Here is a 22,011-nt window from a genome sequence, read left to right on the forward strand (position 1 = left end):
TGGTATGTTTGCTATGGGAAAGAAAAAAGACGACGAATAAGATGATGTAAAAGCATCTAATACTCAATGAAAATCAAAGAGCAAACTAGGAAAAGCCGCAGGCTGCTCAAAACACTGTTTTGAGGTTGTGGATAAAACTGACGAAGTCAGTAACATATATACGGCAAGGCGACGTTGACGCGGTTTGAATTTGATTTTCGAAGAGTATAAGTCATAGAGATTGGATCAAGAGACTAATCTCGAATATAAAAAGCGGACAAAACTAGTTTTCTGATAAACAGAATCTGGTCTTGTTCGCTTTTTCTTAAAGTGAGGAAGCTGATGGTCACTGAAGTTCCTTGGATAAAACATTTCGAACTCCTAATGAAGTCCTTAAGTCACAAGCCAATTTCTACCATTTAGGATGTTTTGATGACAATTTAAGAAAGAGCAATCTTTTCCTAGAAATAAATGCTAAACTATGATTGTTCCTAAACATGATTTAGTAGATCGATGGTCTGGTTCAACCCTAAAAGAATAGAGCTGATCTTACAAGTTAATCAGAAGAGTATTATTGGATTGGATTTAGAGATAGCTAGTAGAAAAAAGTAAATCTGAAATTTGATGTTCTCTTGTGAGCAAGACTAAGAAGTTATTCTATTCATTTATTGGTAGAAAGCTTTGGGGAGTATCTATGAAATTTAATAAATATGCCTATCCCTTAGCGCAAGCCTGCTTGGGTTTGTATTTATTCGCTAATGGAGGTAGTTTGATCAATTTAGATATTGGAGTCATCCTTGTGTTATTATCCCTGATTAAGGGAGTAGAAATCTATAAAGAGGAAAGAAAACACAGATGAGCATCGTTAGTAACTAGAGATGCTGGAGTTCAGGAAAGAAGAGGTAGTGGTTTGCAAAAGTTGAAAAATAGTTTAAAATTTGTAGGAATGATCTTACTGATTATAAATGTAAATACATTTCCCATGAGAATGCTGGCTCTCGAAGATTCTAGTTCTCTGTCCTTAAAGTGGACGACTAGTATTGGGTATTTGGTACTGGCTACCTTCTTGCTAGTTGCTGTTTGGAGACAGTATAAAAAGAAAGTTCCAGACCAGCAGAAGACTCTTAAATTTACCTGGAAGGATTTTGGAATAGCCCTTTTATTTTATGTGGCTACTCGACTAGTAGCGATTGTAGGTACCCTCCTGATCCAAATGGTTACTGGAAATCCAACATCCGCTAACGATGCTGCCTTGCTGGCTACAAGCGAGCAGGTTACTCGTGTTTTTCCTCTGTTTTTCATCGCCTTTCATTTTGCAATTGGTATATTTGCTCCAATCATGGAAGAATTAGTATTTAGAGGATTCTTCAGCCACTATTTTTTTAAAGAAGATCAAAAATGGTTGAAATTGCTAATAAGTTCTGCGATTTTTGGCTATCTGCATATGTTTTATCCGATAGAGTTTGTAACATATTTTTTACTGGGAGTGATATTTTACTTAGCCTATGCTCGTAGAGGGAATATCCTTGATTCCATAGCTGTTCATTTGCTAAATAACGGAGTTCTAGTACTGGTATCTATTTTAAACTATCTATTTTTAGTTTTTAGCTAATACTCTTCGAAAATCTCTTCAAACCACGTCAGCTTCGCCTTGCCGTATATTTGTTACTGACTTCGTCAGTTCTATCCACACCTCAAAACAGTGTTTTGAGCAACCTGCGGCTAGCTTCCTAGTTTGCTCTTTGATTTTCAGAGTATAAAATATATTCAAAAAATGATTGGTTTAAAGGCTGATCATTTTTCTGTTGCAAAGATCAACTTTTGCTGATAAATGCTGAAGATAGCAATAAAAAACCAGCGATTCAATCACTGGCTGTTAGATCGTTCTTTTAGGAAGCTCCATTAGTAGTAGATGTTTTTGTATCTGTTGTTTGAGTGCTAGATGAAGGAACAGTCGGTTGTTCTTGTTTACTGCTAGTCTCTTCTTTCTTGCTTTCTTCACTGCTACTAGATTGACTTGTTGTTTCTTCTTGTGTGTTTTCTTTTGTAGAAGTATTATCCTTGTTTGGAGTAGTGTTCTCTTGAGGGGATTCCTTTTGAATCTCTTTTATGACAGTTGTCTGGGTTGTCGTAGTTTCTTTTTTAGAGTTATTATTGTTGTTGTTATTCATAGCATTCATAATGGTGATGCTTGCAGTAATCAGCCCCAGAATACTACCGATAGTAGCAATCGTTTTTTGAAAAACAGTAAATCCTTTTTTGATGTGTTCCGTTTTAGGTTTTGATGTTCTACGATAATTAGACATAATATCTCTCCTTTACTAAAAATCATTATACCGAAAATCTTTAAAAAAAACTTAAATGAACCTGAATTGCCTTTCTTGTCGCCTGAACTGTTTCGTGATACAATAGAAGGAGTGATTTTAGAAAGCGTGAGAAACCATGATTTACTTTGATAATTCGGCAACGACCAAGCCATACCCTGAAGCCTTAGAGACTTATATGCAGGTTGCTTCAAAGATTATAGGAAATCCTTCAAGTCTCCATCGTTTGGGAGACCAATCTAGCAGAATTTTAGAAGCTTCTCGACAGCAGATTGCAGATTTGATTGGCAAGAAAAGCGAAGAAATTTTCTTTACATCTGGTGGTACTGAAGGTGATAACTGGGTTATCAAAGGGGTTGCATTTGAAAAAGCGCAATTTGGTAAACACATTATTGTGTCAGCTATTGAGCACCCAGCAGTCAAGGAGTCAGCTCTCTGGCTTAAGACTCAAGGTTTTGAAGTGGATTTTGCACCTGTAGATGAAAAGGGATTTGTAGATGTAGCTGCTTTAGCAGGCCTACTTCGTCCTGATACAACTCTTGTTTCTGTTATGGCTGTCAACAATGAAATCGGCTCCATCCAGCCCATCCAAGCTATTTCAGAACTTTTGGCAGATAAGCCAACTATTTCTTTCCATGTAGATGCTGTTCAGGCCTTGGCCAAGATTCCGACAGAAAAGTATTTGACAGATCGAGTGGATTTTGCGACCTTCTCCAGTCATAAGTTCCATGGAGTTCGTGGTGTTGGCTTTGTCTATATCAAGTCTGGTAAGAAAATTACACCGCTTTTAACTGGTGGTGGCCAAGAGCGCGATTATCGTTCAACAACTGAGAATGTAGCAGGGATTGCAGCGACAGCCAAGGCCCTACGTTTGGCTATGGAGAGATTAGACTTGTTTACTAGTAAAACGAGTCAGATGAAATCGGTAATTCGCCAAGCTCTACTTGAATATCCAGATATTTTTGTCTTTTCAGATGAGGAAGACTTTGCTCCTCATATTCTGACCTTTGGGATTAAGGGAGTTCGTGGGGAAGTCATTGTTCATGCCTTTGAAGACTATGATATTTTCATCTCTACAACCTCTGCTTGTTCGTCCAAGGCTGGAAAACCTGCTGGTACCCTGATTGCCATGGGCATTGAAAAGGATAAGGCCCAGTCAGCAGTTCGTCTCAGTCTAGACCTAGAAAATGATATGAGTCAAGTTGAGCAATTTTTGACTAAACTAAAATTAATCTACAATCAAACTAAAAAAGTAAGATAGGAGCATTCATGCAGTATTCAGAAATTATGATTCGCTACGGAGAGTTGTCAACCAAGGGTAAAAACCGTATGCGTTTCATCAATAAACTACGTAATAATATCTCAGACGTTTTATCCATCTATCCTCAAGTTAAAGTGACAGCAGACCGCGATCGTGCCCATGCTTATCTGAATGGGGCAGATTATGAACCGGTGGCAGAGTCACTCAAGCAAGTTTTCGGGATTCAAAACTTTTCTCCAGTATATAAGGTTGAAAAATCCGTAGAAGTTCTTAAGTCTGCCGTGCAAGAAATTATGAAGGACATCTACAAGGAAGGGATGACCTTTAAAATCTCAAGTAAGCGTAGCGACCACAACTTTGAGCTAGATAGCCGGGAACTCAATCAAACGCTTGGTGGAGCAGTTTTTGAAGCTATTCCAAACGTTCAAGTCCAAATGAAAAATCCTGATATCAATCTGCAAGTGGAGATTCGTGAAGAAGCAGCCTACCTTTCATATGAAAACATTCGTGGTGCAGGTGGCTTGCCAGTTGGAACTTCTGGTAAAGGTATGCTCATGTTGTCAGGTGGGATTGACTCACCTGTTGCTGGTTATCTAGCTCTAAAACGTGGAGTGGATATCGAGGCTGTTCACTTTGCTAGCCCTCCATACACAAGTCCAGGTGCCCTCAAGAAAGCGCAAGATTTGACCCGTAAATTGACCAAATTTGGTGGGAATATCCAGTTTATCGAAGTGCCATTCACGGAGATTCAAGAGGAAATCAAGGCTAAGGCTCCAGAAGCTTATCTTATGACACTGACTCGTCGCTTTATGATGCGAATTACAGACCGTATCCGTGAAGTGAGAAATGGTTTGGTCATCATCAATGGTGAAAGTCTTGGTCAGGTGGCAAGCCAAACCCTGGAGAGTATGCAGGCTATCAATGCGGTGACCAATACACCAATTATCCGTCCAGTTGTAACTATGGATAAGTTGGAAATCATTGATATTGCTCAGGAAATTGATACCTTTGAAATTTCCATCCAACCCTTTGAAGACTGCTGTACCATTTTTGCTCCTGATCGTCCGAAGACAAATCCAAAGATTAAGAATGCTGAGCAGTATGAAGCACGAATGGATGTCGAAGGTTTGGTTGAACGTGCAGTAGCAGGAATTATGATTACTGAAATTACGCCTCAAGCTGAGAAGGATGCAGTCGATGAGCTAATTGATGACCTCCTTTAATCAGAAAATCCAGAGGAAAAGATAAAATAAGTAAAAAAAGTTAGTTTATTGTCCTAAATTTGGACGGAAACTGACTTTTTTTCTATTTTTGTGCTATAATAAGATAAAATTTTGAATATAGAGAGTTTTCTGACAATGAATCAATCCTACTTTTACCTGAAAATGCGAGAGCATAAATTAGTGGTTCCCTACACAGGTAAGGAGCGTCGCGTACGTGTTCTCCTCCCCAAAAACTATGATAAAGATACGGATAGAAGCTACCCAGTTGTGTATTTTCACGATGGACAAAATGTCTTTTATAGTAAGGAATCTTACGTTGGACATTCATGGAAGATTATCCCAGCCATCAAGCGAAATCCAGATATCAGCCGTATGATTGTTGTGGCTATTGACAATGATGGACTTGGACGGATGAATGAGTATGCAGCATGGAAATTCCAAGAGTCCAACATTCCTGGCCAACAATTTGGTGGTAAGGGAGTCGAGTACGCTGAGTTTGTCATGGAAGTGGTCAAACCCTTTATTGACGAAAACTATCGGACAAAGTCGGATCGCAAGCACACTGCTATGGTTGGGTCTTCTCTAGGCGGCAATATTACCCAGTTTATTGGCTTGGAGTATCAGGATCAAATTGGATGTTTGGGAGTTTTCTCATCAGCTAACTGGCTTCACCAAGAGGCCTTTGATCGCTATATCGAGCGAAAAAAACTCTTGCCTGACCAGCGTGTCTTTATCTATGTTGGTACGGAAGAAGCAGACGACACAGACAAGACCCTCATGGCTGGCAATATTAAGCAGGCCTATATCGACTCTTCCCTTCGCTATTATCATGATTTGATAGCAGGAGGAGTTCAGTTGGAAAATCTCTCTCTCAAGGTTCAGGCTGGAGCCATTCACCATGAAGTGCCATGGTCAGAAAATCTCCCAGCTTGCCTACGCTTTTTTGCAGAAAATTGGTAACTAGTATAAAGGAGACAGGATATGAATATTGAACATCTTAGCCACTGGAGTGGTCATCTTAACCGTGAAATGTATGTTAATCGTTACGGACACGCAGGTATCCCAGTTGTTGTCTTTGCTTCCTCAGGTGGTAGCCACAATGAATACTATGATTTTGGCATGATTGATGCTTGTTCATCCTTCATCGAAGAAGGCCGTGTTCAGTTCTTTACACTGTCAAGTGTCGATAGTGAGAGTTGGCTAGCAACATGGAAAAATGGTCATGACCAAGCTGAAATGCACCGTGCTTATGAGCGATACGTTATTGAAGAAGCCATTCCTTTTATCAAGCACAAGACAGGCTGGTTCGACGGCATGATGACGACAGGCTGCTCTATGGGAGCCTATCATGCCCTCAACTTTTTCCTGCAGCATCCAGATGTCTTTACCAAGGTTATCGCCCTCAGTGGTGTCTATGACGCACGCTTCTTTGTAGGGGACTACTATAATGATGATGCTATCTATCAAAATTCACCAGTAGACTATATCTGGAATCAAAATGATGGTTGGTTTATTGACCGTTACCGTCAGGCTGAGATTGTGATTTGTACTGGCTTAGGTGCTTGGGAGCATGATGGCCTGCCTTCTTACTACAAGTTAAAAGAAGCCTTTGACCAAAAACAAATTCCTGCCTGGTTTGCAGAATGGGGACATGATGTTGCCCATGATTGGGATTGGTGGCGCAAACAAATGCCATATTTCCTCGGTCACATGAGTCTATAAAAGGAGTAGCTTATGAATTATCTTGTAATTTCACCCTATTACCCACAAAATTTCCAACAGTTTAGTATTGAGCTAGCCAATAAAGGAATCACCGTTCTAGGGATTGGGCAAGAACCCTATGAACAACTAGATGAGCCATTGCGCAATAGCTTGACTGAGTATTTCCGTGTTGATAATCTTGAAAATATTGATGAAGTTAAACGTGCAGTTGCCTTTCTCTTTTATAAGCATGGTCCAATTGACCGCATCGAATCTCACAATGAATACTGGCTAGAGTTGGATGCTGCTCTTCGTGAACAATTTAATGTCTTTGGTGCCAAACCAGACGACCTCAAAAAGACCAAGTTCAAGTCTGAAATGAAGAAACTCTTCAAAAAAGCTGGAGTTCCAGTGGTTCCAGGTGCTGTCATTGAAACAGATGCAGATGTTGACAAAGCTGTGAAAGAAATTGGCCTTCCTATGATTGCCAAACCTGACAATGGAGTGGGAGCGGCAGCAACCTTCAAGCTTGAAACAGAAGAGGATATCCATCATTTCAAGGCAGAGTGGGACCATTCAACCGTTTATTTCTTTGAAAAATTTGTCACCTCTAGTGAAATCTGTACCTTTGATGGTTTGGTAGATAGAGATGGAAATATCGTCTTTTCTACGACCTTTGACTATGCCCATACACCCCTTGATCTCATGATTTACAAGATGGACAATTCTTATTATGTTCTTAAAGATATGGATCCAAAATTGCGCAAGTATGGTGAGGCAATCGTTAAAGAATTTGGCATGAAAGAACGTTTCTTCCATATCGAGTTCTTCCGTGAAGGTGATGATTATATTTCCATTGAGTACAATAACCGTCCAGCGGGTGGATTCACCATTGATGTTTATAACTATGCCCATTCTTTTGATTTGTACAAGGGCTATGCAGCGATCGTTGCGGGTGAACCATTCCCTGCTTCACAATTCGAGCCCCTGTACTGCTTGGCGACATCACGTCGTGCCAACGCCAACTATGTTTATTCAGAAGAAGACTTGCTCGCCAAATACGGTCAGCAATTTAAGGTTAAGAAAATCATGCCTGCAGCCTTTGCTGAATTGCAAGGAGACTTTCTCTATATGCTAACGACACCAAGTCGTGAAGAAATGGATCAGATGATTAAGGACTTTGGTCAGCGTCAAGAATAATCAAAATTTTGACTTAACAAACTCTCTTTGTTAGGTCTTTTTTGTAGACTTGAAATAAAAGCGTTTTCCCACAGGATTCTTTTAGAAAATCTGTTGCTAAAAGGCTTAAAAATTGATAGAATAGGGATTGTCTAAAAAATATTAAGGAGAATCTATCAATGGATTTCGCATGGGCAGTCAAATATGCCACTGAATTTTTGGGAACAGCCATCTTGATCATCTTGGGAAATGGTGCAGTTGCCAACGTTGAACTTAAAGGTACGAAAGGTCACCAAAGTGGCTGGCTCGTTATCGCTGTTGGTTACGGTATGGGGGTTATGATCCCTGCCTTGATGTTTGGTAATGTTTCTGGTAATCACATCAACCCAGCCTTCACTCTTGGTCTAGCAGTTAGCGGACTCTTCCCTTGGGCTCAAGTTGCACCTTACATCATTATGCAGGTTTTGGGAGCAATCTTCGGACAAGCATTAGTTGTTGCAACACACCGCCCATACTACTTGCAAACTGAAAAAGCAAACAACATTTTGGGATCTTTCTCAACTATTTCAAGTTTGGACCACGGTACAAAAGAATCACGCTTTGCAGCAACAGTTAACGGTTTTATCAATGAGTTTGTTGGTTCATTCGTTCTTTTCTTTGCAGCTCTTGGATTGACAAAGAACTTCTTCGGAGCTGAAGTTCTTCAATACATGAAGCAAATGGCAACTCAAGCAGGTCAAACTGTTGACTTCTCTGATTTGGCCATTAAAGCTCAAGTAGCGCCTCATACAGCATCAGGACTTGCTGTTGGTCACTTGGCACTTGGTTTCCTAGTAATGGCTTTGGTTACTTCACTTGGAGGACCTACAGGACCTGGTTTGAACCCAGCTCGTGACTTTGGACCACGTCTCCTTCATGCCTTCCTTCCAAAATCAATCCTTGGTCAACACAAGGGTGATTCAAAATGGTGGTATGCTTGGGTACCAGTAGTTGCACCGATTGCAGCTGGTATTGCAGCAGTAGCACTTTTCAAATTACTTTACCTATAATCACTCAAAACTGGGAAACCCCAGTTTTTTCTTGTATACAAAAGTCGAGTTTTTAGATAGAGATTCTTATACTCAATGAAAATCAAAGAGCAAACTAGGAAAAGCCGCAGGCTGCTCAAAGCATTGCTTTGAGGTTGTAGATAAGACTGACGAAGTCAGTCACATATATAATCTAAGACGAAGCTGACGTGGTTTGAAGAGATTTTTGAAGAGTATTAAATCGTCAGATTTTTTTCATTTTAATACTAAAGGTGAAAATGTGGCGAAAATATGGTAAAATAGAGTATTAAGTAATCGTTGAAAAAGGAAGATTATGCGTAAAGAAATTGCACCCGAATTATATAATTACAATAAATTCCCTGGTCCCGAATTTCAACTGACTGGAAACAGAGTGGAAGCTGAAGATTTTGTTTTTACTCTAGTTGAAAATAGCAAGGATGCTTTTGATGCAACAGCTTTTACTCAACGCTTTTCAGAAGTACTAACCAAGTTTGATTATATTGTTGGAGACTGGAGTAATGAGCAGTTACGCTTACGGGGATTTTATAAGAATGAACGAGCTGAAGAGTCTTTAGAAAAAATTAGTCGCTTGCAAGACTACCTACTAGAGTATTGTAGCTATGGTTGTGCCTATTTTGTTTTAGAAAATGAAGTTCCTAAACGAGCACCATTTGACCAAAAGATGCGCAAAAAAGAGGAAGAAAAGGACTCTCGCAAAGGGAAAAAGACTTCTCAAAGTAAGAAAAAAAATCATACGGATAAGAGAAATAGACGCCGTTCAAAAGACCAAAAATCTCAGAAAGAAGACAAGGTGCAACGTCATTTTGTCATCCGTAAGAAGGACTAGAAAGTAAGGAGAAAAGATGAAACCGTCGATTTATAGTTTAACACGTCAAGGAATGCAAGAGTGGGTCTTGGAGCAAGGAGAAAAGAAATTCCGTGCTGATCAAATCTGGGAATGGCTTTACCGTAAACGTGTTCAATCATTTGAAGAAATGACCAACTTGTCTAAGGATTTGATTGCCAAACTCAATGAGCAGTTTGTGGTAAATCCTTTGAAACAACGCATTGTGCAAGAGTCAGCCGATGGTACTGTCAAGTACCTCTTTGAGTTGCCTGATGGTATGCTAATTGAGACAGTGCTTATGCGTCAGCACTATGGTTTGTCAGTCTGTGTAACCACTCAGGTAGGCTGCAATATTGGTTGTACCTTCTGTGCATCAGGCTTGATCAAGAAGCAACGTGACCTCAATAACGGAGAAATTGTTGCCCAAATTATGTTGGTTCAAAAGTATTTTGACGAACGTGGACAAGATGAACGTGTTAGTCATATCGTTGTTATGGGGATTGGAGAACCATTTGATAACTACAATAATGTCTTGAACTTCATCCGTACTATCAATGATGATAAGGGAATGGCTATCGGCGCTCGTCATATTACAGTATCAACTTCTGGTTTGGCTCACAAGATTCGTGATTTTGCCAATGAAGGCGTACAGGTCAACCTTGCTGTCTCACTTCATGCGCCAAACAATGAACTGCGCTCAAGCATCATGAAGATCAACCGTGCCTTTCCGATTGAAAAACTCTTTGCAGCTATCGAGTATTACATCGAAACAACTAACCGCCGTGTGACTTTTGAGTATATCATGCTAAATGAAGTTAACGACGGAGTGGAGCAGGCACTCGAGTTGGCAGAATTGCTCAAAAATATCAAGAAATTGTCATATGTCAACTTGATTCCTTACAACCCAGTTAGTGAACATGACCAGTATAGCCGTAGTCCCAAAGAGCGTGTGATGGCTTTCTATGATACACTCAAGAAAAAAGGTGTCAACTGTGTCGTTCGTCAAGAACATGGTACAGATATCGATGCGGCTTGTGGACAATTGCGTTCAAATACCATGAAGCGTGATCGTCAAAAAGCAGTAGCAGAAGTAAATCCATAAGATGAGTCGAAAAACATTACTAAGCTTAGGAGTGATTCTATACAGTCTTTGTATTGTCTGTTTTTGTTTTACTCCCCAGCCTCAACTTCCTACAGGAGTGGAAACTCCAGGTATTCAAACTTTTGGACGCCTGGTTTTTCTTTTGACGCCTTTAAACTCCCTTTGGAAACTGGGTGAAGTAACAAGTCTTTTTCAGTTATTTTGGATTTTTTTGCAAAACGCCTTAAATATCCTTTTACTTTTCCCACTGATTTTCCAACTTCTCTATCTTATGCCAGGTCTAAGAAATACTAAGAAAGTGATTTTGTTCAGTTTTCTATTGAGTCTAGGAATCGAATGTACACAGTTAGTTCTTGACTTTTTCTTTGATTTTAATCGGGTCTTTGAGATTGATGATTTGTGGACCAATACCTTGGGTGGCTATCTAGCTTGGCTTCTCTATAAACTATTACATAAAAACAAGATAAGGAATTAGAATGAGTATCTTAGAAGTAAAAAATTTAAGTCACGGTTTTGGTGACCGTGCAATTTTTGAAGATGTATCTTTTCGCCTCCTCAAAGGTGAACATATCGGCTTAGTTGGTGCCAATGGTGAAGGAAAATCAACCTTCATGAGCATCGTAACTGGTAAAATGTTACCTGATGAAGGTAAGGTGGAATGGTCTAAATATGTGACAGCTGGCTACCTAGATCAGCATGCTGTGCTTAAAGAAGGCCAAACTGTGCGTGATGTTCTTCGTACAGCTTTTGACGAATTATTTAAAGCCGAAGCACGTATCAATGAACTCTATATGGAAATGGCAGAAGAGGGCGCTGATATTGATGCATTGATGGAAGAAGTTGGAGAACTCCAAGACCGTTTGGAAAGTCGTGATTTCTATACCTTAGATGCTAAGATCGATGAGGTAGCGCGTGCCCTTGGTGTCATGGATTTTGGGATGGATACGGATGTAACAGCCTTGTCAGGTGGACAAAGAACCAAGGTACTTTTGGCCAAACTCCTTCTTGAAAAACCTGATATCTTGCTTCTTGACGAGCCAACTAACTACCTCGATGCCGAACATATCGACTGGCTTAAACGCTATCTTCAGAACTATGAAAATGCTTTCGTACTCATTTCGCACGATATTCCTTTCCTCAACGACGTTATCAATATCGTCTATCATGTAGAAAATCAGCAGTTGACTCGCTACTCTGGAGACTATTACCAGTTCCAAGAAGTCTATGCCATGAAGAAATCACAACTGGAAGCAGCCTATGAACGTCAACAGAAAGAAATTGCGGATCTCAAGGACTTTGTAGCTCGAAACAAAGCTCGTGTTGCAACACGAAACATGGCCATGTCTCGCCAGAAGAAATTGGATAAGATGGACATTATTGAGCTCCAAAGTGAGAAACCAAAGCCATCCTTTGAATTTAAATCTGCACGTACACCTGGACGCTTTATCTTCCAAGCTAAGGACTTGCAGATTGGCTACGATCGTCCCCTTACTAAACCCTTAAACCTCACCTTTGAGCGCAATCAAAAGGTTGCTATCATCGGTGCCAACGGTATAGGGAAAACAACCCTCTTGAAGAGTCTTTTGGGAATTATCCCACCAATCGCTGGTGAAGTAGAACGTGGTGATTATCTAGAACTCGGCTACTTTGAACAAGAAGTGGAAGGTGGCAATCGTCAGACACCCCTGGAAGCAGTTTGGAATGCCTTTCCAGCGCTTAACCAAGCAGAAGTTCGTGCAGCCCTTGCTCGTTGTGGTCTGACGACTAAACATATCGAGAGTCAAATCCAAGTATTGTCAGGTGGAGAACAAGCCAAGGTTCGTTTCTGTCTCTTGATGAATCGAGAGAATAACGTCCTTGTACTTGACGAACCTACCAACCACTTGGATGTGGATGCCAAGGATGAACTCAAACGTGCTCTGAAAGAATACAAGGGTTCTATCCTTATGGTTTGCCACGAACCAGACTTCTACGAAGGCTGGATGGACCAGATCTGGGATTTCAATGAGTTGACATAAAAAGAGAATTCCGTAAAACTAGAATAGTAAAAAGCCAAGTCTGTGTGACTTGGCTTTTTGGCTAGTAATTCAAATAGGTTTCAATATCAGATTTTTGGATTTCTTTCCCGTAGTGACAAATCGGGCAAGAAACGAAATAAGTTTTTCCGTAAGGAAAGAGTGGAATCCAGTAAAGGGTAAACTTACGTCCAGTTTCTGAAATTTCCCAAGTTTCGGTGTTGTTACAGTGACCACACTCGATAGTGGTTTGAGTATGTCCTAAGACCTTTTGGTAACCTTTCGAACCCCAGAATAAAATCATTGTCTCATCTCCTTATTTGGGGATTATCCTATTTTTTACTGAAATCGTAGTCCTTAACAATTTCAATGCTGTCAATAGTGATAGCAGTAGTTGGTTTGTCTTTTTCGTCTTTTTCAGCCTTGGCAATCTTGTCCACAACATCCATACCGTCGATGACTTGACCAAAGACAGGGTGCTTACCGTCTAGACTAGGATTTCCACCTTCTTTGTAGGCTTCGATAATTTTCTTTGGATAGCTTCTTGAAGGGAGTTTGGCAGAAATATCCGTCGTATTTTGGTTGATGAAGAACTGGCTGCCGTTTGAATTTGGTTGACCAGTATTGGCCATAGAGAGAGAACCACGAATGTTATAGAGGTAAGGAGAGATTTCGCTCTTGAAACCAGTTCCCTGGTCTTTAGTCTTGTCCTTATCATGCCAGATGGATTCACCACCAGTACCATCCCCTTTTGGATCACCAGTCTGGACCATGAAGCCATCGATCACTCGGTGGAAGGTAACGCCATTGTAGTAGCCTTCTTTTGCGTGAGTTAGGAAATTTTCAACCGCAAGTGGAGCTAGCTTTGGAAAGAGTTTGATGCGGATATCTCCTTGACTGGTGTGGAGAATGACTTCAGCTTCGTCTTCAGCAACTTCCTTAGAGAGTTGTGGAAAGTTAGCATTCTCATTTGTCAAGGCGTCTTTGAGATCCTTGGCCGATTGGGCAGCTGCTTTGGAACTTTCTTCAGCAGCCAAGCTAGAATCTACATAGTCATCCCCTCGGAGACTACGTTGGATACTGCTACATCCAGCAAGGGCAAAAGTTGAGATTAATAGAAGTGTTGCTATTTTTTTCATGGGAATCCTTTCAAAAATCATTTCTACCATTGTACCCTAATTGAAAGTGGATTTCAAATATTCAATTGTGATCATTCCGATAGTACATACAATTTTATGGCCTTACTTACCCCATTTTGATCATTAGAATCTGTTACTTTATTTGCACAGACTTTAACATCTGTAGGAGCATTTCCCATTGCAACACCAAGTCCAGCGGTCTCTATCATTGGAATATCGTTATAATTATCTCCAATACTCATAATTTCAGTGAGTGATAGTTGATAATAGTTGGCTAATTCTAACAGAGCTTGTTTTTTTGAGACTTGATTATGTGTGACTTCAAGATAGTTATCCTTCGAGAGGTAAAAGTCAGTTTGAGGGAAATCCATGGTTGCTAATGTCTCTTTAAGTTTCTGGATAGTAGCTGCGTTATCTATTAGTAAAAGTTTATGAATAAGATTCTTTTCTTCCTGAAGAAAATCTGCTAGTGAAGTAACTTTGGGGCTCTCTCCAGTAATCTGTGCTTCAATTTCTACCCATTTATCTAAAGCATTTACGTACCAATTTTTTCCAGAATAAACATTAATTGAAACTGTCGGAAATTCTTTTGTTAAAAAATCATGTAGTAAGAGTAATTCCTTTTTATTAATAGTATGCTGACTCAGAATTTTATCTCCTGTACTAATGAGAGCACCATTATAACTTGCAATTGGAAAACTTGTAATCCCCAGTTCTTCCGAAATGGGAGCTATACCAAGAGGAGAGCGAGCAGAAGCTAGAACAAAAGGAATTTCACTTTGTTTCAAAAGTGGCATAAGCTCTAGTAAACGAGAGTCTAATTGGTGATTTTGGTCTAAAATGGTACCATCGATATCACTCATGATTAACTTTATTACCGACATATGTTTCTCCTTGTTAAAATAGAATAGTTGTTTTGCCATCTAAAGACTGTTGAATTTCCAGGTCGGGTTCTTTGTCTGTAATCCAATAATCAAAATCAGTAAGTTCGGAAAGAATATAATGAGAGTGTTTGTTTATCTTGCTGGTTTCAGCTAACAAGACGCGAATTTTACTGGTTTTAAATGCTCTTTTTTTCATTAGAACATCTTCTTGATCTTCAAAACTAACTTGTCCGTCTGAAAGACTAGCTGCACCAAAAAATGCTAAGTCAAATTTAATTCTATTCAAAGATTCGGATTCTTCTAATGAGTAATAGAAACGATTCTTTTTATGAAATCGTCCACCGATAATGTGAAAATCAACATTTTCATTTTCTCCTAAGACCAGTGCATTATCCAATGAATGGCTGAAAATAGTAACTTTTTTATCTGTTATTTTTGCTAACTCAAGTACAGTTGTTGAAACATCATAGAAAATTAATTGTGAATCAGAAATAAGTTGGGTAGCTAAATGAGCAATTTTCTCTTTTTCTTTGGAAGACTGTCCTGCTCGACCTTTATAACCAAGAATCCTTTGCTTTTGGATTGGCAATAAACCTCCATGAGTTCTTTTTGCTCGTTTCTCCTTTGCGAGAATAGCAAAATCTCTCCGGATGGTATCTTTGGAAACATGGAAATGGTCAACCATTTCTTTTGCTGACAGACTTCCTCTATCCTCTAAAAGTTTAATGATTTCTTCTAATCGTTGTTCTTGGTACATATGAATTCCCTCTTTTAATACTAATATACCTCTTTCGTAAGTGATTGTCAATAATTGTAATGTTTTATAAGTGTTTTAAATGATTTACAAAAAAATCAACCTGACTTGGTTGATTAAAGATTCTTCTTTGGATGGCGGTCAATGATTGCCTGATGGTCCTTGAGAGCCTGTTCTCCTTTTGGAGTTAGTTTATAACCGCGAATCGAAAAGAGACTAGCTAATTCGTCTTCTGAAAAATGGTCATGAAGGGCTTGATTCAAGTCGGCAGCCTTCATTTTAGAAAGTCCAGTAACTCCCTTCTTCTTCAGGATATTCTTTTTCATGGTGCTATTTAGATGGTCAAGTGAGTCAAAGGCGGTTTCGATAATAGCATATCCTTTTTCAACAAGCTTTTCTAAATGCTTTGGTGCGTCAATGCCATAAGAATTACTATATTTTAAAAGAGTATATTTTCTAAGGATTTATTCTTTCGGCTTCAATTTCTAATTAATCAATGAACTTAATGCTAGGTCTCGAAAAGAATTATGCTTCCTCTTTCTGTCTGAGTTCAAAGAGGTCTTCTACTTTCAGATTAAAAACTTGAGCAATTTTAAGAGCCATTTCCAGTGAAGGATTGTAACGGTTATTTTCCAAGTGAAGAATTGTCTCGCGTCGCATGCCGATGAGGTCGGCTAACTCCTGCTGGGTCATGCCTGTGGACTCACGGACAGATTTGAGATTAGTAATAATATTACTTTCTTTGGCCATGCTTATCCTCTCCGTTCCAAGATAAGATAGACAACCGCAAAGATGAAAATCAAGGCAGCTATGCTAATAAAGATCTGGCCCATGTAAAGAGTGAGAGACCCTATATACCCAATGATAACTGCTAGGATCATCAGTGCGCCTAGTATAAAAACAAACATCAAGCTAGCTGCCTTGGCTAAATTAGCATAAAAGCGTTCGTCCGGAGTTTCCTTGACATTTTTCAAACAGAAAAAACCAAATACAATAACTTCAATAACGAGGCCAATTCCCAAAATCCATTCTTTAATACCAGAACTTACGCTTGGGGTCGTAACCCAAATCCCTACTGTATAAAAAATGCTTGCTGCAAATAAAAGTACCGTGTAAAGCTTAGCAGACAAGTCAAAAATAATCTTTCCCTTATCTTTCTGACTCTTATGAGGCCGTGGTTTCATATGTAGCCAGCTCCAAATAGCTATAATTTGACCTGCCACTGAAATACCAGTAATAACTAACTTGGGACCCGAACTAAGATTAGAACCAAATAAAACAATAAAATCAATAAAGAGAGCTACGGCAATCATTGCAATGAGGCCACGCATTTTTTGACTTTTTTTCATGATAGACTCCTTTTTTATGTTATAAATATATAACATTTAATTTTTATGTTATAAATATATCACATTTAAATTTGGAAAGCAAGAATTTATGTGCCAAGGTGGCAATTATTTGAAAAAATTTTTTAATAAAAACCTTCGCTAGTCAAACAACTAAAGAATTCTTTGAAGCAATGCATCGGATTTGGTTTGGATAGCTTCGTTAATAATATTTGATGATAAAGAATTTTTGGAAAATCTAGATACTGTATGAATCTCTGCTTTTTTTTTAAGACTGTTATAAAGTCTGTCAGAATAAGCTTTGTAGTTGTAGAAGTTAATTTTTACAGAACTAAATTATTCCCCTATTTAGAATCTATTAATTCATATTTTATAAATTAATTAGTAGATATCGTTCTTAAAATCCGTGATATTTCGCTGTTTTTAGTCCAATTAAAACCTATACTTTCCAAACCAGATCTTAAGAAAGCTCGTAAAGCTAGGCAGTTCTCTAAACGTTAAGAACTAGCTACAATACAGCATTTACAACACTTCATGGTTCACACCATGGGGTGTTTTTGATGATTTTAAGCAAAATTCATACCATTTAATTGAAAGTTATTTAAATTAGATGAAAATATGTTTTTTGAAAAAGTGGGAAAACATTGATTTTAAGCGAATTTTGAATCATATTCGAATGGGAGTTTTTAAAATCATGTTTCGGTTGTAAAAGTGCCAAACTGGATTCTCCATAGGAGGATAATATCACCTGCCAGGAGATTGTCTTCTAATAATTCCATATTTCGTTTTGGGACAGGTTTGGGGCCTAGTAGCCAATCCTCTATATCACAATTTGGAGAGATGTAAGGTTTGACTTGATGGTCTTTGTAAATCTTCTCTGGACTAGTATTCATAAAATTTCTCTTTCTAATGTATCCCTATTAGCCTAACAAATTTCTAAAAAAATTAAAAATTTTAAAGTCTGTCAAGTTTTTTTCTTGACACCTCTTAGAAATCTGCTATAATAGAACATGTGCTAAATAGCTCAGCTATTTCACCGAACTAAATAATAAAAGAAAAGAGATATTAAAAATGGCAGTTAAAATCCGTTTGACTCGTATGGGTTCTAAGAAAAAACCTTTCTACCGTATTAACGTAGCAGATTCACGTTCACCACGTGACGGACGTTTCATCGAAACAGTTGGAACTTACAACCCACTTGTTGCTGAAAACCAAGTAACTTTGAAAGAAGACCGTGTTCTTGCATGGTTGGCTGATGGAGCTCAACCTTCAGATACAGTACGTAACATCCTTTCAAAAGAAGGCGTATTGAAGAAATTCCACGATTCTAAATTCTCTAAATAATTCTAAAGTAGGTTGACAGATGGATACGATTGAAAATCTCATTATTGCAATTGTGAAACCTTTGATTTCACAACCAGATGCCTTAACTATCAAGATTGAAGATACACCAGAATTTTTGGAATATCATTTGGATCTTGATCAAAGCGATGTGGGTCGTGTAATCGGTCGTAAGGGTCGCACTATTTCTGCGATAAGAACGATTGTCTACTCTGTCCCAACTGAAGACAAAAAAGTAAGAATCGTTATTGACGAAAAATAAGAAAAGCGGGACGGATGTCTCGCTTTTTTTGCAAGGAGCAGGATATGAAGGATTTAACGTTTAGACAATTACAAGACTACTTACTCGAACATTACCAGCAGTCTCGAACTGAGGAAGGTCTTTTTATCAAGCTAGTGGAGGAAGTCGGAGAAGTAGCTGAAGTTTTAAATGGACGCTCTGGTCGAAAAGAGGGTGTTCAAGACTCGAACGAGGAACTTGCTAAAGAACTTGCTGATATCATTCACTACACCGTCGCAATTGCAGCCATCAATGACATTGATCTAACCAAGACCATTTTTGAAAAAGACAAAAAGGCAGCTATCAAATATCAACATGAACGAGATTTGGAAGGATATTTAGAAGCCGAAGGTCAGAACTAGCTTTTTCTCCAACTTGTGAAAATCCCTGGAACGTGATAAAATAAAGGATAAGGGTATATAATAAATCATTGTATAGAATGAGTGGTTTCTTTATGAAGAGGTTTGAAGTATCTACAGAAATTGGCAGTCTCTTTGTTACTTATCAAAAGCAAAAGAAAGTGCTAGTTTGTCTAAATGGAGCAGGTTTGCTACCAAGTTATGAAAATTTTTCACTTATACTTGAAAAACTTCCTCCTACAATTGGTTATTTGACAATTGATTTTCCGAACACAGGTAGGAGTCCGATTTATGACCAAACTGGAAATAATCTGGATAATCTTGCAGATGCGGTTTATAAAGTACTTGAAGAATTGGCGATTTCTGAATATATACTTTGTGCACATAGTTTGAGTGGAATTTTAGCTTGCAAATTGCTCAACAAACCAATTAAGTGCCAGGCTTTAGTAGCGCTTGAACCGACCACTAAAAAAGTAATGTTTGCTGATTTTTCAGAAAATCCTTATCCAGAAATGGAAGAGCAAATGAGACTGATTGAAGAATTTGATCCTGAACTTTATTTTAAGAACTTAACTCAATCCACATTTAACCCTGAAACTAACAAAGAAATCTGGAAATTAATGCAAGAAAAAGGCTTAGAGTTGGAAAATCAAGATCCAGAATTTCAGATATCTGGAGAAATTACTGAGGAAGATTTTGAGAATTTGTCGATAGAATCTCATGTCCCTGTATTTATTTTTTGTCAGCCTTATAGAGAAAAAGAGTACAGAGAATCAGAATATTGGACTTCCAATACTAAACTCATTTTAGGAGGGAATCACCATTATTTACAGTGGTCCGAATCAGAGAAAATTGTAGATATTATTAAAAAATTGTAAGAAGAAAATGGAGATAAGGAAATTACAGGAGATCAAATGAACTATTTTAACGTTGGAAAAATCGTCAATACGCAAGGTTTGCAAGGTGAGATGAGAGTCTTATCTGTGACGGATTTTTCGGAAGAACGCTTTAAAAAAGGTGCAGAGCTGGCCTTATTTGATGAGAAGGATCAATTTGTTAAAACTGTGACTATCGCAAGTCACCGTAAGCATAAAAACTTTGACATCATCAAATTTAAGGATATGTATCACATCAATGATATCGAAAAATACAAGGGCTACAGTTTGAAGGTTGCGGAAGAAAACCTTAATGGCCTAGATGAGGGTGAATTTTACTATCACGAGATTATTGGACTAGAGGTCTACGAGGGTGATAACTTGATTGGAACCATTAAGGAAATCCTTCAACCAGGTGCCAATGATGTCTGGGTAGTTAAGCGTAAGGGAAAACGCGATCTGCTTTTACCATATATCCCACCGGTTGTCCTTAATGTTGATATTCCTAATAAGCGTGTGGATGTAGAACTCTTAGAAGGGTTAGACGATGAAGATTGATATTTTAACCCTCTTTCCAGAGATGTTCTCGCCTCTAGAACATTCCATCGTTGGGAAAGCTCGTGAGAAGGGACTTCTTGACATCCAGTATCACAATTTTCGTGAATATGCTGAAAAGGCCCGTCATGTGGATGATGAGCCATATGGTGGGGGTCAAGGGATGTTGCTACGTGCGCAGCCAATCTTTGATGCCTTTGATGCTATTGAAAAGAAGAATCCGCGCGTGATTCTTTTGGATCCTGCTGGTAAGCAGTTTGATCAAGCCTATGCTGAAGATTTAGCCCAAGAAGAAGAACTCATCTTTATCTGTGGTCACTACGAGGGCTATGATGAACGCATTAAGACCTTGGTAACAGATGAGATTTCCCTAGGTGATTATGTTCTAACTGGTGGAGAACTGGCAGCAATGACCATGATTGATGCGACGGTTCGCTTGATACCAGAAGTAATTGGGAAGGAAACCAGTCACCAAGATGATAGCTTTTCATCAGGCCTTCTTGAATACCCTCAGTACACACGTCCTTATGACTATCGTGGTATGGTGGTTCCAGAAGTGCTTATGAGTGGGCACCATGAGAAGATTCGCCAATGGCGTCTCTATGAAAGTCTCAAAAAAACTTATGAGCGTAGACCAGATTTGTTGGAACATTACGAATTAACAGCAGAAGAAGCCAAAATGTTAGCAGACATTAAAGAAAATACAAATTAAAAGGAGAAGCCTATGCAAGTCATTAAACGTGATGGACAAGTTGCCGACTTTGATCCAGATAAAATCTATCAAGCCATTCTCAAAGCTGCTCAAACGGTTTATGTTTTGACAGATGATTTACGTCAAAATCTAGCTCAGGTAACTAAGAAAGTTGTCTTGGATCTAGAAGAGGCAAAAGTGGAGCGTGCAACAATCAGCATGATTCAATCAATGGTTGAGCATCGCTTGCTTGGTGCAGGTTACATTACCATCGCTGAACACTATATCTCTTACCGTTTGCAGCGGGATTTAGAGAGAAGTGGTTACGGAGAACATATTGCTGTTCACCTTCATTTTGAACAAATCCGTTAATAGAAAAGAGTGAGATGAAGAAAACTCATCTCACTCTTTCTTAAATCGATTTTTTTGGGCAGTTTGGACAGTTGAGGGAACAAAACTTATTTTTTGAATATCTGGGACTCGAATAATGCGGGTCACATTTTTTGCAAAATTTTTAACGATAATTTGCTGGCGGTCCGTATCAAATTTGATGATATCCCCTGTAAAACTTGTATCTGATAAAATAATGTGGACAGCAGTTTTTTTCAGGAGTGCCTCTTTAATGGCACTTGTCAGGGAGTCAGCTTTGGAATGATCTGGTTCTTCTCGTCCGTTGAGAAATCCTTGGAATTTTTGTTGAATATGTTTAAATAAATCTTTCATCGGAGCCTCCCTTCTTTTTACCATTATTATATACAATTTTAAAAAAATCTACAAGATTTTACGAATAATCAAGTGAAGACAATTAAAAGGAGAATACAATGGCAGAATTTTCATTTGAAATCGAAGAACACTTACTTACGCTCTCAGAGAATGAAAAAGGTTGGACCAAGGAAATCAATCGTGTCAGCTTTAATGGAGCACCAGCAAAGTTTGACATTCGTGCTTGGAGTCCAGACCACACTAAGATGGGGAAAGGAATCACGCTCTCAAACGAGGAGTTTCAAGTGATGGTCGATGCCTTTAAGAATCAATAAGCAATCATGTAAGAATAATCCAAAAGAAGCTGGGAAAAACTGTACTGCACCCCAAAAGTTAGACAGAAAA

General features: G+C 38.7%; 30 protein-coding genes. 20 read left to right on the forward strand and 10 right to left on the reverse strand.

Going from position 1 to position 22,011, the window contains the following annotated elements:
- The first annotated feature begins 673 nt into the window (after positions 1-673).
- Together HMPREF2728_RS10830 and HMPREF2728_RS04775 are read left to right on the forward strand one after the other, a co-directional pair.
- Positions 674-838, forward strand: coding sequence for a hypothetical protein (locus tag HMPREF2728_RS10830; protein ID WP_007554479.1), 165 nt, complete (start codon positions 674-676; stop codon positions 836-838).
- 51 nt (positions 839-889) lie between these two features.
- Positions 890-1,591, forward strand: coding sequence for a CPBP family intramembrane glutamic endopeptidase (locus HMPREF2728_RS04775; protein WP_075227213.1), 702 nt, complete (start codon positions 890-892; stop codon positions 1,589-1,591).
- A 277-nt stretch (positions 1,592-1,868) separates the two neighbouring features.
- Here the strand turns inward: HMPREF2728_RS04775 and HMPREF2728_RS04780 are convergent, their stop codons facing one another.
- Positions 1,869-2,285, reverse strand: a complete 417-nt coding sequence (locus HMPREF2728_RS04780; protein ID WP_075227214.1) for a DUF6556 family protein — start codon at positions 2,283-2,285, stop codon at positions 1,869-1,871.
- Between the two features lie 136 nt (positions 2,286-2,421).
- Between HMPREF2728_RS04780 and HMPREF2728_RS04785 the strand changes: the two genes are divergently transcribed.
- The 10 genes from HMPREF2728_RS04785 to HMPREF2728_RS04830 all read left to right on the forward strand — a co-directional run bounded on the left by HMPREF2728_RS04785 (position 2,422) and on the right by HMPREF2728_RS04830 (position 12,683).
- The gene (locus tag HMPREF2728_RS04785; RefSeq protein WP_075227215.1) at positions 2,422-3,564 is read left to right on the forward strand and encodes a cysteine desulfurase family protein; all 1,143 of its coding nucleotides are present in this window, start codon (positions 2,422-2,424) and stop codon (positions 3,562-3,564) included.
- 8 nt (positions 3,565-3,572) lie between these two features.
- Entirely contained in the window at positions 3,573-4,787 is a 1,215-nt protein-coding gene (gene thiI / locus HMPREF2728_RS04790) for a tRNA uracil 4-sulfurtransferase ThiI (protein ID WP_075227216.1), read from the forward strand.
- Positions 4,788-4,922: 135 nt separating this feature from the next.
- Positions 4,923-5,747, forward strand: coding sequence for an alpha/beta hydrolase (locus HMPREF2728_RS04795; RefSeq protein WP_049509803.1), 825 nt, complete (start codon positions 4,923-4,925; stop codon positions 5,745-5,747).
- Positions 5,748-5,768: 21 nt separating this feature from the next.
- Positions 5,769-6,509, forward strand: coding sequence for an esterase family protein (locus tag HMPREF2728_RS04800; protein ID WP_060955944.1), 741 nt, complete (start codon positions 5,769-5,771; stop codon positions 6,507-6,509).
- 12 nt (positions 6,510-6,521) lie between these two features.
- Positions 6,522-7,688, forward strand: a complete 1,167-nt coding sequence (locus HMPREF2728_RS04805) for an ATP-grasp domain-containing protein (RefSeq protein WP_075227217.1) — start codon at positions 6,522-6,524, stop codon at positions 7,686-7,688.
- A 158-nt stretch (positions 7,689-7,846) separates the two neighbouring features.
- Complete coding sequence (gla, locus tag HMPREF2728_RS04810; protein WP_075227218.1) at positions 7,847-8,716, forward strand: aquaglyceroporin Gla; 870 nt, start codon at positions 7,847-7,849, stop codon at positions 8,714-8,716.
- 313 nt (positions 8,717-9,029) lie between these two features.
- Positions 9,030-9,563, forward strand: coding sequence for a YutD family protein (locus HMPREF2728_RS04815; protein ID WP_060955941.1), 534 nt, complete (start codon positions 9,030-9,032; stop codon positions 9,561-9,563).
- Between the two features lie 16 nt (positions 9,564-9,579).
- Entirely contained in the window at positions 9,580-10,665 is a 1,086-nt protein-coding gene (rlmN, locus tag HMPREF2728_RS04820) for a dual-specificity RNA methyltransferase RlmN (RefSeq protein ID WP_075227219.1), read from the forward strand.
- A 1-nt stretch (position 10,666) separates the two neighbouring features.
- On the forward strand, positions 10,667-11,140 hold the full coding sequence (locus HMPREF2728_RS04825; protein WP_075227220.1) for a VanZ family protein: 474 nt from the start codon (positions 10,667-10,669) through the stop codon (positions 11,138-11,140).
- A 1-nt stretch (position 11,141) separates the two neighbouring features.
- Complete coding sequence (locus HMPREF2728_RS04830; protein WP_049503000.1) at positions 11,142-12,683, forward strand: ABC-F family ATP-binding cassette domain-containing protein; 1,542 nt, start codon at positions 11,142-11,144, stop codon at positions 12,681-12,683.
- A 61-nt stretch (positions 12,684-12,744) separates the two neighbouring features.
- Here the strand turns inward: HMPREF2728_RS04830 and HMPREF2728_RS04835 are convergent, their stop codons facing one another.
- From HMPREF2728_RS04835 to HMPREF2728_RS04870, 8 genes are all read right to left on the reverse strand, one after another.
- Entirely contained in the window at positions 12,745-12,984 is a 240-nt protein-coding gene (locus HMPREF2728_RS04835) for a zinc-ribbon domain-containing protein (RefSeq protein WP_083280550.1), read from the reverse strand.
- A 28-nt stretch (positions 12,985-13,012) separates the two neighbouring features.
- The gene (locus HMPREF2728_RS04840) at positions 13,013-13,819 is read right to left on the reverse strand and encodes a peptidylprolyl isomerase (protein ID WP_075227221.1); all 807 of its coding nucleotides are present in this window, start codon (positions 13,817-13,819) and stop codon (positions 13,013-13,015) included.
- 71 nt (positions 13,820-13,890) lie between these two features.
- Complete coding sequence (locus tag HMPREF2728_RS04845; RefSeq protein ID WP_075227222.1) at positions 13,891-14,703, reverse strand: HAD family hydrolase; 813 nt, start codon at positions 14,701-14,703, stop codon at positions 13,891-13,893.
- 13 nt (positions 14,704-14,716) lie between these two features.
- A complete protein-coding gene (locus HMPREF2728_RS04850; protein WP_075227223.1) occupies positions 14,717-15,460 on the reverse strand; it encodes a DeoR/GlpR family DNA-binding transcription regulator in 744 nt (247 codons plus the stop codon).
- A gap of 113 nt (positions 15,461-15,573) precedes the next feature.
- Positions 15,574-15,783, reverse strand: coding sequence for a hypothetical protein (locus HMPREF2728_RS04855; protein ID WP_075227224.1), 210 nt, complete (start codon positions 15,781-15,783; stop codon positions 15,574-15,576).
- Between the two features lie 199 nt (positions 15,784-15,982).
- On the reverse strand, positions 15,983-16,207 hold the full coding sequence (locus tag HMPREF2728_RS04860) for a helix-turn-helix transcriptional regulator (RefSeq protein ID WP_042769224.1): 225 nt from the start codon (positions 16,205-16,207) through the stop codon (positions 15,983-15,985).
- Positions 16,208-16,209: 2 nt separating this feature from the next.
- On the reverse strand, positions 16,210-16,806 hold the full coding sequence (locus HMPREF2728_RS04865; protein WP_075227225.1) for a hypothetical protein: 597 nt from the start codon (positions 16,804-16,806) through the stop codon (positions 16,210-16,212).
- 689 nt (positions 16,807-17,495) lie between these two features.
- On the reverse strand, positions 17,496-17,696 hold the full coding sequence (locus tag HMPREF2728_RS04870; RefSeq protein ID WP_075227226.1) for a hypothetical protein: 201 nt from the start codon (positions 17,694-17,696) through the stop codon (positions 17,496-17,498).
- Between the two features lie 178 nt (positions 17,697-17,874).
- Between HMPREF2728_RS04870 and rpsP the strand changes: the two genes are divergently transcribed.
- The 7 genes from rpsP to HMPREF2728_RS04905 all read left to right on the forward strand — a co-directional run bounded on the left by rpsP (position 17,875) and on the right by HMPREF2728_RS04905 (position 21,276).
- Positions 17,875-18,147, forward strand: a complete 273-nt coding sequence (rpsP, locus tag HMPREF2728_RS04875) for a 30S ribosomal protein S16 (protein WP_000268760.1) — start codon at positions 17,875-17,877, stop codon at positions 18,145-18,147.
- Between the two features lie 19 nt (positions 18,148-18,166).
- Positions 18,167-18,406: an RNA-binding protein KphA gene (kphA, locus tag HMPREF2728_RS04880; protein ID WP_000379617.1), complete on the forward strand. Its 240-nt coding sequence runs from the start codon at positions 18,167-18,169 to the stop codon at positions 18,404-18,406.
- Positions 18,407-18,450: 44 nt separating this feature from the next.
- Positions 18,451-18,786: a MazG nucleotide pyrophosphohydrolase domain-containing protein gene (locus tag HMPREF2728_RS04885; RefSeq protein ID WP_049502993.1), complete on the forward strand. Its 336-nt coding sequence runs from the start codon at positions 18,451-18,453 to the stop codon at positions 18,784-18,786.
- Between the two features lie 92 nt (positions 18,787-18,878).
- On the forward strand, positions 18,879-19,661 hold the full coding sequence (locus tag HMPREF2728_RS04890) for an alpha/beta fold hydrolase (RefSeq protein ID WP_075227227.1): 783 nt from the start codon (positions 18,879-18,881) through the stop codon (positions 19,659-19,661).
- Between the two features lie 36 nt (positions 19,662-19,697).
- Positions 19,698-20,216 (forward strand): ribosome maturation factor RimM, encoded by a 519-nt coding sequence (gene rimM / locus HMPREF2728_RS04895; RefSeq protein ID WP_060955936.1) that lies wholly within the window; start codon positions 19,698-19,700, stop codon positions 20,214-20,216.
- Positions 20,206-20,925, forward strand: coding sequence for a tRNA (guanosine(37)-N1)-methyltransferase TrmD (trmD, locus tag HMPREF2728_RS04900; RefSeq protein ID WP_049502991.1), 720 nt, complete (start codon positions 20,206-20,208; stop codon positions 20,923-20,925). Before rimM ends, trmD begins: the two co-directional genes overlap by 11 nt.
- A gap of 12 nt (positions 20,926-20,937) precedes the next feature.
- On the forward strand, positions 20,938-21,276 hold the full coding sequence (locus tag HMPREF2728_RS04905; protein ID WP_001196044.1) for an ATP cone domain-containing protein: 339 nt from the start codon (positions 20,938-20,940) through the stop codon (positions 21,274-21,276).
- 30 nt (positions 21,277-21,306) lie between these two features.
- Here HMPREF2728_RS04905 and HMPREF2728_RS04910 read toward each other — a convergent pair whose 3' ends face one another.
- Positions 21,307-21,627 carry a hypothetical protein gene (locus tag HMPREF2728_RS04910; protein WP_060955934.1) on the reverse strand — a complete coding sequence of 107 codons (321 nt, stop codon included), beginning with the start codon at positions 21,625-21,627 and terminating at the stop codon, positions 21,307-21,309.
- Between the two features lie 98 nt (positions 21,628-21,725).
- On the opposite strand from HMPREF2728_RS04910, the gene HMPREF2728_RS04915 reads away from it, so the two are divergent.
- Positions 21,726-21,941: a YdbC family protein gene (locus HMPREF2728_RS04915; RefSeq protein WP_060955933.1), complete on the forward strand. Its 216-nt coding sequence runs from the start codon at positions 21,726-21,728 to the stop codon at positions 21,939-21,941.
- Positions 21,942-22,011: the final 70 nt, after the last annotated feature.

The sequence above is a fragment of the Streptococcus sp. HMSC061D10 genome, assembly GCF_001808865.1.
In the GTDB taxonomy this organism is placed as follows: Bacteria; Bacillota; Bacilli; order Lactobacillales; family Streptococcaceae; genus Streptococcus.